Genomic DNA, 14,979 nt, shown 5'->3' with positions numbered 1-14,979 from the left:
TGGGTCGTCCCTGAGGTAGGCGATCGTGCGGCGGAAAGCAACGTCCGGCGATGGTCGGGAAGGCTGCAGGCCTCTGTTTCGGCTTTTCATTTTCCGTGATGATTTTGACTTTCGTTTGCCAGGCGAGCCGTGTAAACAGCACATCCAACGCAATATCAGGAGCTGGCGGCGCATGGATGCCCGCGAAATGAAGATCAAGGCCGCTGAGGCCGCACTCGCCCATGTGGAAAGCGGGATGCGTCTCGGGATCGGCACCGGCAGCACGGCGGAGGAATTCGTTCGCCTGCTGGCGGAGAAGGTCGCGGGCGGCTTCAGGGTCGAAGGCGTTCCTACGTCCGAACGAACCGCGCGGCTCTGCGTCGAACTTGGCGTGCCGCTGAAGTCGCTCGACGAACTGCCGGCACTCGACCTGACGATCGATGGCGCCGACGAGGTCGATCAGGCGCTCAGGCTGATCAAGGGCGGCGGCGGCGCGCTGTTGCGCGAAAAGATCGTCGCGGCCGCCTCCGAGCGAATGATCGTCATTGCCGACGAGAGCAAGCTGGTGGAAACGCTCGGCGCCTTCGCGCTGCCGATCGAGGTCAATCCGTTCGGGCTCGTCTCGACGCGGATCGCGATCGAAAAGGTTGCGGCCCGGCTCGGTCTTTCCGGTGAACTCGATCTGCGCCAGTCGGGTGACGGAGAGTTTACCACGGATGGCGGCCATCACATCATCGATGCATCTTTTGGCCGCATTCCTGATGCAGAGGCGCTTTCGAGCGAGCTGAATTCCATACCCGGCGTCGTTGAACACGGGCTCTTTATCAATATGGCGGCACTTGCGATCATTGCCGGTCCTGCGGGTGCGCGCACGCTGCAGGCAAACAGATAACAGGAGCATATACTCATGATGAACATTGCAGGTCTTGGCCGTCTCGCCGCTGCGACCGTCGTTCTTTCCGGGCTTGCCTTCAACTCCGCCGTCAAGGCGCAGGAAGTCTCCGAGGAGCAGCTGAAGGCGTCTCGCGCGGCGATTGACGCCATCGGCGCCACTGCCCAGTTCGACAACATCCTGCCTGGTCTCGCCGAGCGTCTGAAGGCCGGCCTGATCCAGGATTCGCCGAACTACCAGGACGTCATTTCGTCGACGGTCGACGCGCAGGCGCTGGCGCTGGCGCCGCGCCGCGGCGACCTGGAGAAGGAGGCGGCACTCACCTATGCCAAGACCTTCTCAGTCGATGAGCTGAAGGCGATCGCCGACTTCTATAATTCCGACGTCGGCAAGAAGCTGCTGCGCGATGGCCCGGTCGCCTCGCGCGAGACTGCGAAGGCTGCCGACATCTGGGCGCAGGGCATTTCCCGCGACCTGGAAAAGCAGAGCAACGCCGAGCTTTCCAAGGTCATCAAGGCACCGCCGCCGGCAACCGACAGCCCGACCGCTCCTGCTCCGGCACCGGCTGCCCAACAGTAAGGCCTGCCCCATCAAATTTGCGAAAGCCCGGCATCGTCCGGGCTTTTTTGCTATGATCCGGCAAATGCCGCTGGCGAGGCTTCAGGTGACTGCAGACATGTCCGATCATGACAAGGCTGTCCGAGTGCGGATATCCGGCAAGGTCCAGGGTGTCGGTTTTCGCTATTGGACGCGCGATGAGGCCGTACGGCTCGGTTTGACGGGTTGGGTTCGCAATGAAGAGGACGGGGCTGTCGTCGCTGTGATCGCAGGACCCGACAGCGCCATCTCGGCGATGATCGAGCGTTTTGGGCGCGGGCCTTCGGGGGCGTCGGTTTCGGGCGTCGAGACGGAAACGGCCCAGCTTGAGAAAAGCCTGACGGATTTCCGCATTACCCGCTGACAGCAGCACTCGCTAAGCATATGCAATTGGCATCGCATATGTGCCGGAACTCAGTCCTATGGGTTCGGGTTCTTTGCAAGTTGCCACACACCCTCCTCATCCGGCTCCACGCGCTTGTTGCCTCGGTAGAAGATCGGCAGTCTCGTCTTCTTGTCGATCGAGAAACGGCTCGGCGTGTATTTTTCGTCCTCATGGCCCTGAATGGCGAGGCCGAGCGCTTCCTTGAATTTGCCAGCCTTGCACAGGTTGCTGAAGAGAGTTTGATCCATCTTTTGCTCCGCCATTCTTTTCCATCCCATGGATTGCCTGCCAGCCTCGGCCGACCGGGTCAACCGTAAACGGTGACCGGGTCAACCGTAAACGGTGACTGGTCAACCGGAATGAAGATTCGACGATGGGAACCGGATGACGCACGAGCGGGCTTTTGTTTTCATGATGATCGCCCCTATATCAGGAACATCCTTCCTGCGATTCCCTTCCGGAGCTCCTCATGTCTTCCTACGACTACGACCTCTTCGTCATCGGCGGCGGTTCCGGAGGCGTGCGCGGCGCCCGTGTCGCCGCCTCGCTCGGCAAGAAAGTGGCGATCGCCGAGGAGTATCGCTACGGCGGCACCTGCGTCATCCGCGGCTGCGTGCCGAAGAAGCTCTTCGTTTATGCTTCGCAGTTCCACGAGCATTTCGAGGATGCGGCGGGTTTCGGCTGGACAGTCGGCGAAAGCAGCTTCGACTGGAAGAAGCTGGTGGCTGCCAAGGATGTTGAAATCGCCCGGCTTGAAGGTCTCTACAAGAAGGGGCTTGCCGGCGCCAATGCCGAGATCCTGGAAACGCGCGCGGAACTCGTCGATGCCCATACGGTCCGACTGCTGAAGACCGGACAGACGGTGACGGCAAAGACGATCGTCATCGCCACCGGCGGACGGCCGAACCTGCATGCAGCCCTTCCCGGTCACGAGCTCTGCATCTCCTCCAACGAGGCCTTTCATCTCGAAGAGCTGCCGAAATCGATCGTGATATCAGGCGGCGGCTATATCGCCGTCGAGTTCGCCAATATCTTCCATGGCCTCGGCGTCGAGACGACGCTGATCTATCGCGGCGCCGAGATCCTGTCGCGCTTCGACGAGGACCTGAGGCGCGGGCTGCACGAGGCGATGGTCGCCAAGGGCATCCGCATCCTCTGCCACGACACGCTGCAGAAGGTTTCGAAGGGCGAGGGCGGGCTCATTCTGGAGACGCTGAACAACGGTACGCTGCAAGCCGGCGTGGTCATGCTGGCGCTCGGGCGCGATCCGAACACCGAAGGCCTCGGCCTCGATGCGGCCGGCGTCGCCGTCGACGAGCGCGGCGCCGTTATCGTCGACGAATATTCCCGCACCAATGTCGAAAACATCTACGCGCTCGGCGATGTCACCAACCGGGTACAGCTGACGCCGGTGGCGATCCACGAGGCGATGTGCTTCATCGAGACCGAGTACAAGAACAATCCGACCCGGCCGGACTACGAGCTGATCCCGACCGCCGTGTTCTCGCAGCCTGAGATCGGCACCGTCGGCCTTTCGGAAGAGGAGGCGGGCAAGCGTTATCCCGAACTCGAGGTTTATCGCGCCCAGTTCCGGCCGCTGAAGGCCACGCTTTCCGGGCGGGCCGAGCGGATGATCATGAAGCTGATCGTCGATGCGGCGAGCCGCAAGGTGGTCGGCGCCCATATCCTCGGCCACGATGCCGGCGAGATGGCGCAGTTGCTCGGCATCACGTTGAAGGCCGGCTGCACCAAGGACGATTTCGACCGGACGATGGCGCTGCACCCGACGGCCGCCGAAGAACTCGTCACCATGTATGCGCCGAGCTATCGGATCCGCGACGGCAAGCGGATTTGAGCCGCGACGTGCTTTTGTCCTGCATGTCGTTGACCCGGAACCGCTGCACACTTCCGGGCGACATGCATTAGAGCGCCGTGCATCCTTTCGGACGCACAAAGGACGCTCTAACTTTTTGAACGACGCATTGTGCTTTCCGAAAATCGATTCCGTTTTCGGGTCGATGTGCTAAAGCACGTCGCGATCTTTCAGATTCGCTTTCTGCGCTTTAGGTCTTTGATTCCCGCATGTTTTTGGCGCAAAACTGCTGCACACTTTTGCGCGACATGCTTTAGCTGGTGATGCGCGGCGAGCGGATAACCTTGAGGAAAAGCGCCTTCATCGCATCGGTGATACCTTCGGTCGGCGTGACTTCGAAATAGAAGCCGGGCGAGGCGCATGCCTGCATCTTCGTCGGGATCTCGCTCTGGAAGGGGCTGATCCATTTGTTGTACCAATCGTTGCTTGGCAGCGGCAGGTAGGTGGTGTAGAGCACGGCGATCTTGACACCGCGGTCTTTCAGCGGTTTGCAGAAAGAGGTGTCGATCGGCTCCTGACAGCGGCCGCCGGTCGTCTTCTTGGTGCATGTCGACGGCTTGTAGCTGTCGCCGACGCCGTCGGAAACGAAGAACAGGATCTTTTCAGGGCTGATATTCGACGTGCCGTCGCCCGCCGGATCGATGATGGTATTCATCTGCGTCAGGGCGCTATCGAAGCTCGTGAGCTGATCCTGGTTGTAGTTCTGGTAGGGAATGGTCATCAGGTCGACGGCGTCGGTGTAATTCTTCACCTTGGTCAGGTCGGAGGTGAGGCTGGAGATTGTCGTCAGCTTGGCGTCCTCGGCCTTTGTGCCGAAAGTATAGACGCCCATGCGGAACTGGTCGCTGCTGACGCGTTCGGTCTTGGCCGTATCCGTCAACGCCTGGGTTGCCTGGCGCACGACGTCGATGCGCATGGCGACGCCGAGACTCTTGGCGATGGTATAGTTGTTGGTGCTCTGGTCCATCTGATGGCAGGCGAAGGCGCAGCCTGTTTTAGCCTGCAGCTTCGAAACATCGTTCGCGGTTGCGCCGACGCCCATGGAGGGCGTGTTGTCGAGGAGGATGTAGAAATCCATGAAGGCGGCGGTTTGATATTCGGCAGTCGCCGCACCCGAGATCGTGATCGAGTCCCGGCCCAGGATGCGCATGAAGGTGGTGGGCACGGTGGCGCTGAAGGAAACCTGCGAATTTAGCTTGTTGGCGGTCTTGGTGACATTAATGCCGAGATCGATATGAACGTCGGTCAGCTCCCCGGACATTTGAGACATGAAAATATTGCGGGCGTCGTCCTTGCCGAGCGAGATCGTGCCGTTGCCGCTCATGGTCATGGCGGCTGCGACCGCGCCGGATTTTTCCGCGATCGAACCGACGGCGGCGGCATCGGCAGCGGCGTAAAGCTGTGTCCTCAAGCTGAGCGCGTGGGCGAAATCCACCGCCATGCCGGCCGCACCGAAGAGCGGCACCACCAGCAGTGCCGTCATGATGCCGAAATTGCCCGAGCGGTCCGATATGAAACCGGGCGGAAGGATTGCCATGCCATGTCCCCGAAATTGAAACTCTCTCCGGTTCTACATTGAAAGTCTAAAGTATGGGAAAATCGACATGGTATATGCTGGTTTAACTAGAGAGCGGCGGGCGGCGGCGGTGAGGCGACAACTGTCGGCGAATGGTCTTTGCAAGCCTGACCTAAAGGTCTATAAGCCGCCGCATATTGAGGGCATCCTGAGGTATGGATGTGAGAACAGGTGAGTGAGATGGCAGACAATTGGACCCCGAGCAGCTGGCGGCAAAAACCGATCCTGCAGGTTCCCGAGTATCCCGACGCGGCCGCTTTGGCGGCAACGGAAGCCACGCTCGCCAGCTATCCGCCGCTTGTCTTTGCAGGTGAAGCGCGGCGCCTGAAGAAGCATCTCGCCAATGTCGCTGAAGGCAACGGCTTCCTGCTGCAGGGCGGCGACTGCGCCGAGAGCTTCGCCGAACACGGCGCCGACAATATCCGCGACTTCTTCCGCGCCTTCCTGCAGATGGCCGTGGTGCTGACCTTCGGTGCGCAGCTGCCGGTCGTCAAGGTCGGCCGCATCGCCGGCCAGTTCGCCAAGCCGCGTTCGTCGAATGTCGAGAAGCAGGGCGACGTGACGCTGCCGGCCTATCGCGGCGACATCATCAACGGCATCGAGTTCACCGAGGAGTCGCGCATTCCGAACCCGGAACGCCAGGCCATGGCCTATCGCCAGTCGGCTGCGACGCTGAACCTTCTGCGCGCCTTCGCGATGGGCGGTTACGCCAATCTCGAAAACGTACATCAGTGGATGCTCGGCTTCGTCAAGGACAGCCCGCAGGGCGAGCGCTACCGCAAGCTCGCCGACCGCATCAGCGAGACCATGGATTTCATGAAGGCGATCGGCATCACCTCGGAAAACCATCCAAGCCTGCGCGAGACCGATTTCTTCACCAGCCATGAGGCGCTGCTGCTCGGCTACGAGGAGGCGCTGACCCGTGTCGATTCCACCTCGGGCGACTGGTATGCCACGTCAGGCCACATGATCTGGATCGGCGACCGCACGCGCCAGGCCGACCATGCGCATGTCGAATATTGCCGCGGCATCAAGAACCCGATCGGCCTGAAATGCGGCCCGTCGCTGCAGGCCGACGATCTGCTGCAACTGATCGACATCCTGAATCCTGCCAACGAGGCCGGGCGCCTGACGCTGATCTGCCGCTTCGGCCATGAGAAGGTCGCCGACAGCCTGCCGAAGCTCATTCGCGCCGTCGAGCGCGAGGGCCGCAAGGTCGTCTGGTCCTGCGATCCGATGCACGGCAACACGATCACGCTCAACAACTACAAGACCCGTCCCTTCGAGCGGATCCTGTCGGAAGTCGAAAGCTTCTTCCAGATCCACCGCGCCGAAGGCTCGCATCCGGGTGGCATCCATATCGAGATGACTGGCAAGGACGTGACCGAGTGCACCGGCGGCGCCCGCGCGGTCTCCGCAGAAGACCTGCAGGACCGCTACCACACCCATTGCGATCCGCGCCTCAACGCCGACCAGGCGCTCGAACTCGCCTTCCTGCTTGCCGAGCGCATGAAGGGCGGCCGCGACGAAAAGCGGATGGTCGCCAACGGCTGACAGCGGCCCAGACAGATGACGAAAAGCCCGGTTCACCGGGCTTTTTATTGACAGGCCTCGCTCTTTACCCGACGTCATCCTCGGCCTTTTGCCGAGGATCTGCTGCGCCGGCTGCAGATGCTCGGGACAAGCCCGAGCATGACGAAAGAGGAGTTGGCCGACTTGTTAGCAGCCCGGCGAACCGCCGGGCTTTTTGTTGCCGTGCGCGCGCACCGGACGCTCAGATGCTGGCCTGGACGCTGTGCAGATTGGCGTAGACGCCGTCTTGCGTCATGAGCTCGTCATGTGTGCCCTGCTCGACGATGCCATCAGCCGTCAGGACCAGGATGCGGTCGGCATGGCGGACGGTCGACAGACGGTGGGCGATGACCAGGGTGGTTCGGCCGTTTGCCAGGCTGAGCAGCGCCTGCTGCACCGCCCGTTCGCTCTCGTTGTCGAGCGCGCTGGTTGCTTCGTCGAAGATCAGGATTTCCGGATTCTTGAGGAAGGCGCGGGCGATGGTGATGCGCTGGCGCTGGCCGCCCGAGAGCTTGACGCCGCGTTGGCCGATATCGGTGTCATAGCCATGGGGCAGGGCGCTGATGAAGTCGTGCGCATTGGCGGCGCGCGCGGCCGCCTCCAGCTCGGCATCGCTGGCGTCGGGCCGGCCGTAACGCAGGTTTTCCGCCACCGTACCGGCAAAGAGGTAGACATCCTGCTGTACCACCCCGACATGGCGCCGGAGCGATGCCAGTGTCACCTCGCGGATATCGGTGCCATCGATGCGGATCGCCCCGGCCTCGACATCGTAGAAACGCGGTATCAGCGCGCAAAGTGTGCTCTTGCCGACCCCTGACGGGCCGACCAGCGCGACGAACTCCCCGGGAGCGATGGTGAGCGACAGCTGCTCGAGCACCCGCGGGCCATCTGCCTCGTAACCGAAGGCGACGTTGGAAAAACTGATCTCGCCCCTTGGTGCCGGCATCGGACGCGCCTCCGGCCGATCCGTTATATCGGGGGCGATCTCCAGGATCTCCATGGCCCTGACGAAGCCGGTGTAACCCTCCTGCCAGAGACGCACGAAATTCGCCAGCCGCTGCACGGGATCGACCAGCACGGTGACGCAGAGAAGGAAGGTCAGCATATCAGGCACGGTCAGTTCCGCCGCCAGAATGCGCAGGCCGCCGACGATGATCACCAATATGGTGACGAGCTGGGCGAAGGTTTCGGTGCCGACCGAAAACCAGGCTTCGCTGCGGTAGCCCTCGGCGCGGCTTTGCAAGAAACGCCGGTTCTGCTCGGCGAAGCGTTCCTTCTCCAGCGCCTCGTTGGCAAAGGACTGGACGACGCGGATGCCCGCAAGAGCGTCCTCGACGCGCTCGTTGACGGCGGCGATCTGCCGTTTGCTGGCTTCGAGCGCGCGGTTCATGCGGCGGTTGAAATAGAGCGCATAGGCGACCGCCGCCGGAGTGAGCAGCAGGATGAGAGCCGCCAATGGCGGATCGATGAAGAACAGTACCAGCATGGCGCCGCCGTATTTGAGTACGGCGATGGAAAGATCCTCGGGACCATGATGAAAGAGCTCGCCCAGCCACAGGCTGTCATTGGTGATGCGGCTCATCAGCTGGCCGGTGCGCTGGCGGTCGTAGAAGCTGAACGAGAGCTTCTGGCAGTGCTCGAAGAGTTCCTGGCGCACCGTTGCTTCGATGCGCGCGCCCATCACATGGCCGCGATAATCGACGAAGAAGATGGCGATGATCTGGACCGCCAGAACGGCCAGCATGACGCCGCCCATCGCAAGGATGTGTGCGAAGGCCTGCGGCGCGTCGGGCAGAGCCAGAAGGCGGCTCGTGACGACGTTGGCGCAGAGCGGCAGGGCGACCGCCGTACCGGCGACCAGGATGGCGCAAAGCAGATCCGCCAGCAGCAAAGGCAGGTGCGGACGGTAGTAGGAGAGGAATTTGCGCATACGCGACCAGCGCCGCTCGCGGTCGGCGGCATTCGCATCGTCGCGGGAGAATCTCGGGAAGAGGTTATGGCGTCGCGAGCTTTTCCTCGCGCGGGAGAACCGAATGTTCATGAAGCTGAATGTCCTTGTGGGGGATTTTTCCTTTCTGTTCGGACAGGGTCGCTCTCATGTCAGTCTCCCGGGGGTTGAATAAATTGGACCTTAAGTATCGCCGACAACAGCCGGCGATTCAATGCCGGGATGAGATGAGATTGGCGGCTGTTGTCGTCGAGCAACAGGTGCTCGAGCCGACCAAGCATGCATAAGGCCGGCGATTTTCAAGATTTCTGATGATTTCGTTGAACGGAATGGATTTGACGCCGGGGGCGATCGGCGGCAACGTCCCGTCATAAACGGGAGGGCGATGATGACCGAACGGCATACAGGCGGCTGCCTTTGCGGCGCCGTGCGATTTTCAACGACGGCGAAGCCAGGACCTGTCGTCGGCTGCCATTGCTCGCAGTGCCGCCGGCAGACGGGGTTTTATTACGCCGCGGTCAACGTGGCCCGCGCGGCTCTTTCGGTTGATGGCACCGAGGCGGTCCGCTGGTACCGGTCGAGCGAAGAGGCGCAGCGCGGCTTCTGCTCGAATTGCGGTTCGGCGCTGTTCTGGCAGGCGGACGGATCGGCCGAGATTTCGGTCATGGCGGGCGCCTTCGACGAGCCGAGCGGCCTTGCCTTCGGCCATCATATCTACTGCGCCGACAAGGGCGATTTCTACGAGATATCGGACGGCCTTCCGCAATACGCGGTGAATCCGGTTTAGCCCTTGGCGGCAAGCGCAGCTGTGAGGCGGGCCACATCCTCGCGCAGCGCCGTCAGCTCGGTCAGCACGCTCATATCGATCTTCTGATGCAGGGAGAGCACCTCAAGCTCGGCCTTGAGATTGACCTCGTAATCCTTGGCGGCCTCGAAGCGGTCGCGCTCGGCCTGCCGGTTCTGGGACATCATGATGATCGGCGCCTGGATGGCGGCGATCATCGACAGGATCAGATTCAGAAAAATGAAGGGGTATGGGTCGAAGGGATTCGCCACCAGACCGATGGTGTTCATCAGTGTCCAGACGGCGAGAAAGGCGAGGAAGGCGAGTATGAAGGACCAGGAGCCGCCGACGCGGGCGATGCCATCGGCGATACGCTCGCCGAACGATGACTCGGCGGATAAGGCTGCATTGACGTCAGTCGAGATGATCTTGCGCGCGTGCGTTTTCGCCAGCACGCGCTTCTCGATGTCGCCGAGTTCATCGGCCGGCTTGTCGAAGTGATGATGCACGAAATTCGAAAGATTAGACATTGCCTGTTTCCGATGCCGGTTATCGATGCAGTCGCTTTCGGCGCCAGTATTCCGCTCCGGAGGCAAATTGCAATGCGTATCGGTGCCGCGCGGGGGCACGCGCGATCCGTTCATAAAAATTTCGTCGTCGCGAGGTGCTGCTTTCGGCCCGAACGTGTTGCGGTCGTGAAAGGTGCAGGCTAAATAAATGACATGACACAGGAAAACGCGCTTTCTGATATCTTCCGCATCGCCATCGGCCAGCTCAACCCGACGGTCGGCGATGTCGCCGGCAATCTGACGAGGGCGCGCGAGGCGCGCGCCGATGCTGCCCGGGAGGGCGCGCAACTGCTCGTCCTCACCGAACTTTTCATCTCCGGTTATCCGCCTGAAGATCTGGTGCTGAAGCCCGCCTTCATCCGCGCCTGCTGGAAGGCGGTCGAGAATCTCGCGGCCGATACCGCCGATGGCGGGCCTGGCGTCATCATCGGCTTTCCCCGGCAGGACGACACCGGGCGCTACAATTCGGTCGCCGTGCTCGACGGCGGCAAAGTGATCGCGGTGCGCGATAAGATCGACCTGCCGAATTACGGCGAATTCGACGAGAAGCGCGTCTTCGACCAGGGCGCAATGCCGGGGCCGGTGAATTTCCGCGGCGTGCGCATCGGCATTCCGATCTGCGAGGATATCTGGGGCGATCTCGGCGTCTGCGAGACGCTGGCCGAAAGCGGGGCCGAGATCCTGCTGTCGCCGAATGGTTCGCCCTATTATCGCGGCAAGGTCGATATCCGCCATCAGGTGGTGCTGAAGCAGGTGATCGAGACCGGCCTGCCGCTGATCTATGCCGCCCAGCTCGGCGGCCAGGACGAACTTGTCTTCGACGGGGCGAGCTTCGCCTTCAACGCCGACAAGTCGCTCGCCTTCCAGATGAGCCAGTTCGAGACGGCGCTTGCAGTGACGACGTGGAAGCGCGGCGAAGATGGTTGGCATTGCGCCGAAGGGCCGATGGCGCATATCCCTGAAAGCGAGGAGGCCGATTACCGCGCCTGCCTGCTCGGCTTTCGCGACTACGTCAACAAGAACGGCTTCAAGACCGTGGTGCTCGGCCTTTCCGGCGGAATCGACTCGGCGATCTGTGCGGCAATTGCCGTCGATGCGCTCGGCGAGGAGCGGGTGCGCACAGTCATGCTGCCCTACCGCTACACTTCCGAGGATTCGCTGAAGGATGCGGCCGATTGCGCCAAGGCGCTCGGCTGCCGCTACGATATCGTGCCGATCGAACAGCCGGTGACGGGTTTCAGCAGCGCGCTCGCCAGCCTTTTCGAAGGCACGGATAGCGGCATCACCGAGGAGAACCTGCAGAGCCGGGCGCGCGGCGTCATCCTGATGGCGATCTCCAACAAGTTTGGCTCGATGGTGGTGACGACGGGCAACAAGTCGGAAATGTCGGTCGGTTACGCCACGCTCTACGGCGACATGAACGGCGGCTTCAATCCGATCAAGGACCTCTACAAGATGCAGGTCTATGCGATTTCCCGCTGGCGCAATGAAAACGTGCCGCCGGGTGCGCTGGGACCGTCGGGCGAGGTGATCCCGCAGAATATCATCGACAAGGCGCCATCGGCGGAACTGCGTCCGGATCAGAAGGACCAGGATTCGCTGCCGCCCTATCCCGTGCTCGACGATATTCTCGAATGCCTGGTGGAGAAGGAGATGGCGGTCGAGGAGATCGTCGCGCGCGGCCATGATGTTGCGACCGTTCACCGGGTCGAGCATCTGCTCTATCTCGCCGAATACAAGCGCCGGCAATCGGCGCCGGGCGTGAAGATCACCAAGAAAAATTTCGGCCGCGACCGGCGCTATCCCATCACCAACCGGTTCAGGGACCGCTGACGCAATCGAGATCGCTGACGCAATCGAGATCGCTGACGCAAGCGAGATCGCTGACGGCATCAAGCTTTTCGGGAGGAAACATGCGCAGTTCGGTTGAGATCTACAATGTCAGGACGGGCAGGGCCCGGGAGGTCTGGCAGACGGACAGGCTGGTGGAGGCGCCGAACTTCTCGCCGGATGGTTCCTACCTGCTCTTGAACGGCGACGGGCTGCTTTACCGGTTGCCGCTTGATGGCGGCGAGGTGGTCAAGGTCGATACAGGCTTTGCCGTCAACTGCAACAATGACCACGGCATTTCGCCCGATGGCACTGAGATCGTCATTTCCGACAAGACCGAATTCGGCAAGTCGGCGATCTATACCCTGCCGATCGAAGGCGGCACGCCGCGCCTGATCACCGAGAACCTGCCATCCTACTGGCATGGCTGGTCGCCGGACGGGCGCCAGCTCGCCTATTGCGGCATCCGCGACGACCTCTTCGATATCTACACCATCTCCGTCGACGGCGGCGCCGAGACGCGGCTGACGCATGGCGAGGGCCGCAATGACGGACCGGACTATTCCGCCGACGGCCAATGGATCTATTTCAATTCCAGCCGTACCGGGCTGATGCAGATCTGGCGCATCCATCCCGATGGCACTGGGCTCGAACAGGTGACCTCGGACAATCAGGGCAACTGGTTCGCTCATCCGTCGCCCAACAACGACTTGGTGCTGCTCCTGTCTTACGACCCATCGGTGTTCGACCATCCGCGCGACCTCGACGTGCGGCTGCGGCTGATGGATATGGACGGCGGCAATCTGAAGACGCTGTTCGAGCTTTTCGGAGGGCAGGGCACGATCAACGTGCCCTGCTGGTCTCCTGACGGCGAAGTGTTTGCCTATGTCCGCTATTTCCCGGCCGCTTAAGCGCGGGTCCGGCGCCGCTCGCGGGCGGATGTCGCCAGGTCTTCCAGCACCGCGACCGACATAGCCCAGTCGATGCAGCCGTCGGTGATGGACTGGCCGTAGACCAGCGGTTTGCCGGGAACGAGATCCTGGCGGCCGGCGACGAGGTTGCTTTCGATCATCATGCCCTTGATGTCGCTGTTGCCGGCGGCAATCTGTGCGGCGACGGATTTGACGACGAGCGGCTGGTTCATCGGGTCCTTGCCACTGTTGGCATGGCTGGCATCGATGAGGATGCGTGGGGCGACGCCAAGCTTGACGGCTTCGCCGGTCACCGCTTCGACGTCGGCCGCTTCATAGTTCGGCCGCTTGCCGCCGCGTAAGATTATGTGGCAGTCCTCATTGCCCCTCGTCGAGGCGATGGCCGCCTGTCCATCCTTGGTCACCGCCGGGAAGTGATGCGGCTGCGAGGCGGCGAGGATGGCGTCCAGCGCCACACGCACGCCGCCGTCGGTACCGTTCTTGAAGCCGATCGGGCAGGAAAGGCCGGAGGCAAGCTGCCTGTGGACCTGGCTTTCGGTCGTGCGCGCGCCGATCGCACCCCAACTGACGAGATCGGCGATGTATTGCGGCGTGATCGTGTCGAGGAATTCGACGCCGGCCGGAAGACCCATGGCATTGATATCGAGCAGCAGGCGTCTCGCAATCCTCAACCCTTCCTCGATGCGGTAGCTGCCGTCGAGATGCGGGTCGTTCATCAGGCCCTTCCAGCCGACGGTCGTGCGGGGCTTTTCGAAATAGACGCGCATGACGATCTCAAGATCGCCGGCGAAGCGACGTCGCTGCTCTTCCAGCAGCGCGGCGTATTCCCTGGCCGCGGCAGGGTCGTGGATGGAGCAAGGGCCAATGACGACGATCAGCCGATCGTCCTCGCCCTGGAGGATCTTATGGATCGCATCGCGATTGCTGGTCACGGTCTCGGTGACAGCAGTATTGCGGTGGATTTCCGCAATGATATCGGCAGGTTTGGTCAGCGGGGTGATTTCGACGATACGCAGATCATCAATGGCATCAGACACGGTATGGCTCCTGTTTGGTCATACCGGCGGAACAAAAAAGCCGCCAGGTAGACTAGCGGCTGTTCGGGTTGTCGTCGCGTCGAATTCAGTTACGCATGGACCCGCATCCGCTGGGAGCAGCGGTACCAATAAAATCCCGAGGCGTAGGTTGACGTGATCGACATGAGGCGTGTGTAGCGCCAAGACCAGGCATTGTCACGCAGAATTTGCCGCCTGAAAAACTGGCGCTCTTGCGGGCGCGCATACCCCCCAAGAAGGCACGCCGCACTCGATCTCGCTCATGCGATGTCTTGCAAGTCTTTGTTTATGCATATCGCCCGAACCGTGCATGCCCGGGCGATATGGTTTATTGCTTTCGAATGTCGTTCCTGAGATCAGAGAGCGTCGACATTCACACCGACGGTGATGGCGCCGATCGGCGTTCCCTTGTCGTCGAAAATCGTGACACTTGCCTGCGACTGCAGCGTCTGGGTCGACTCATCCTTTTCGATCTCATCGACGAAGACGGCGTCCTTGCCGGAGCCAAAGGACTTCTGGAACTTGGCTTCGTCGCCCTGCCAGTAGTCGGATGTGATGTCGCTTTGACCGACGTCCAGGCCCTTTGCATCCATGACGAAGATCTCGGTGATCTTGCCACCGGAAGCCTCCTTCTTTCCCTGAAGGAACTTCGACAGTGCATTGTTAAGCACGCCGTCGATCATTGAGTGGTCGGAGCCATCGACTTCGGCACGCCACTTCTTGTCGAGGGCGTCGACATCGGCCGCGCTGAGATTGGCGTTGGCAGTGTTCTGCGCCTTGACAGCCTCGATGATGGCGGGGTCGTTAAGCCAGGGCTTTACATCGCTTGTCACGTAGTCGGAGATCGGGGCAAGCTTGGCATCCTGCGCCATGGATACGCCCATGGGCATGGCAAATGCGGTGCAGGCCAAAAGAAATGCGGGCACGACTTTCTTCATAGCTGTTTCCTTCCTGATTATCGGTTGCTGAGAACTAAGGCTTATTGGA

14 protein-coding genes are annotated in these 14,979 nt (G+C 61.4%); 8 read left to right on the top strand and 6 right to left on the bottom strand.

The genetic code is table 11. The features are described from left to right. Positions 1–172 precede the first annotated feature (172 nt). From rpiA to GR198_RS12210, 3 genes are all read left to right on the top strand, one after another. A complete protein-coding gene (gene rpiA / locus GR198_RS12220) occupies positions 173–871 on the top strand; it encodes a ribose-5-phosphate isomerase RpiA (RefSeq protein ID WP_003540249.1) in 699 nt (232 codons plus the stop codon). Positions 872–886: 15 nt separating this feature from the next. Further along, positions 887–1,450: a DUF2059 domain-containing protein gene (locus GR198_RS12215; protein WP_164045843.1), complete on the top strand. Its 564-nt coding sequence runs from the start codon at positions 887–889 to the stop codon at positions 1,448–1,450. Between the two features lie 97 nt (positions 1,451–1,547). Next, the gene (locus tag GR198_RS12210) at positions 1,548–1,832 is read left to right on the top strand and encodes an acylphosphatase (RefSeq protein WP_062944910.1); all 285 of its coding nucleotides are present in this window, start codon (positions 1,548–1,550) and stop codon (positions 1,830–1,832) included. A 56-nt stretch (positions 1,833–1,888) separates the two neighbouring features. Here GR198_RS12210 and GR198_RS12205 read toward each other — a convergent pair whose 3' ends face one another. Continuing rightward, positions 1,889–2,101, bottom strand: a complete 213-nt coding sequence (locus GR198_RS12205) for a hypothetical protein (RefSeq protein ID WP_003540246.1) — start codon at positions 2,099–2,101, stop codon at positions 1,889–1,891. A 221-nt stretch (positions 2,102–2,322) separates the two neighbouring features. Here GR198_RS12205 and gor point away from each other — a divergent pair, with 221 nt between their 5' ends. Continuing rightward, positions 2,323–3,708 carry a glutathione-disulfide reductase gene (gor, locus tag GR198_RS12200; RefSeq protein WP_164069069.1) on the top strand — a complete coding sequence of 462 codons (1,386 nt, stop codon included), beginning with the start codon at positions 2,323–2,325 and terminating at the stop codon, positions 3,706–3,708. Between the two features lie 271 nt (positions 3,709–3,979). Here the strand turns inward: gor and GR198_RS12195 are convergent, their stop codons facing one another. Further along, positions 3,980–5,263, bottom strand: a complete 1,284-nt coding sequence (locus tag GR198_RS12195) for a pilus assembly protein TadG-related protein (protein WP_164051906.1) — start codon at positions 5,261–5,263, stop codon at positions 3,980–3,982. A 219-nt stretch (positions 5,264–5,482) separates the two neighbouring features. Between GR198_RS12195 and GR198_RS12190 the strand changes: the two genes are divergently transcribed. Beyond that, entirely contained in the window at positions 5,483–6,856 is a 1,374-nt protein-coding gene (locus GR198_RS12190; RefSeq protein WP_029875504.1) for a class II 3-deoxy-7-phosphoheptulonate synthase, read from the top strand. Positions 6,857–7,076: 220 nt separating this feature from the next. Here the strand turns inward: GR198_RS12190 and GR198_RS12185 are convergent, their stop codons facing one another. Beyond that, entirely contained in the window at positions 7,077–8,915 is a 1,839-nt protein-coding gene (locus GR198_RS12185; protein ID WP_164069068.1) for an ABC transporter ATP-binding protein, read from the bottom strand. A 295-nt stretch (positions 8,916–9,210) separates the two neighbouring features. On the opposite strand from GR198_RS12185, the gene GR198_RS12180 reads away from it, so the two are divergent. Continuing rightward, positions 9,211–9,609 carry a GFA family protein gene (locus GR198_RS12180; RefSeq protein WP_164022711.1) on the top strand — a complete coding sequence of 133 codons (399 nt, stop codon included), beginning with the start codon at positions 9,211–9,213 and terminating at the stop codon, positions 9,607–9,609. On the opposite strand, the gene GR198_RS12175 is transcribed toward GR198_RS12180, so the two are convergent. After that, a complete protein-coding gene (locus GR198_RS12175; RefSeq protein ID WP_017988514.1) occupies positions 9,606–10,136 on the bottom strand; it encodes a DUF1003 domain-containing protein in 531 nt (176 codons plus the stop codon). The two genes, GR198_RS12180 and GR198_RS12175, sit on opposite strands and share 4 nt — an antisense overlap. 192 nt (positions 10,137–10,328) lie before the next feature. Here GR198_RS12175 and GR198_RS12170 point away from each other — a divergent pair, with 192 nt between their 5' ends. Together GR198_RS12170 and GR198_RS12165 are read left to right on the top strand one after the other, a co-directional pair. Continuing rightward, complete coding sequence (locus GR198_RS12170; RefSeq protein ID WP_164022712.1) at positions 10,329–12,008, top strand: NAD+ synthase; 1,680 nt, start codon at positions 10,329–10,331, stop codon at positions 12,006–12,008. 80 nt (positions 12,009–12,088) lie between these two features. Then, entirely contained in the window at positions 12,089–12,916 is an 828-nt protein-coding gene (locus GR198_RS12165) for a TolB family protein (protein ID WP_164069067.1), read from the top strand. On the opposite strand, the gene GR198_RS12160 is transcribed toward GR198_RS12165, so the two are convergent. Together GR198_RS12160 and GR198_RS12155 are read right to left on the bottom strand one after the other, a co-directional pair. Continuing rightward, complete coding sequence (locus GR198_RS12160; RefSeq protein WP_164069066.1) at positions 12,913–13,974, bottom strand: 3-deoxy-7-phosphoheptulonate synthase; 1,062 nt, start codon at positions 13,972–13,974, stop codon at positions 12,913–12,915. The two genes, GR198_RS12165 and GR198_RS12160, sit on opposite strands and share 4 nt — an antisense overlap. 374 nt (positions 13,975–14,348) lie before the next feature. Beyond that, positions 14,349–14,930, bottom strand: coding sequence for a PDC sensor domain-containing protein (locus tag GR198_RS12155; RefSeq protein ID WP_164069065.1), 582 nt, complete (start codon positions 14,928–14,930; stop codon positions 14,349–14,351). Positions 14,931–14,979: the final 49 nt, after the last annotated feature.

The sequence above is a fragment of the Rhizobium leguminosarum genome (genome assembly GCF_010668065.1).
Taxonomy (GTDB): Bacteria; Pseudomonadota; Alphaproteobacteria; order Rhizobiales; family Rhizobiaceae; genus Rhizobium; species Rhizobium leguminosarum_S.
The sequence above is the reverse complement of the archived record's forward strand: the minus strand, read 5'-3'. Positions and strand labels throughout refer to the sequence as shown.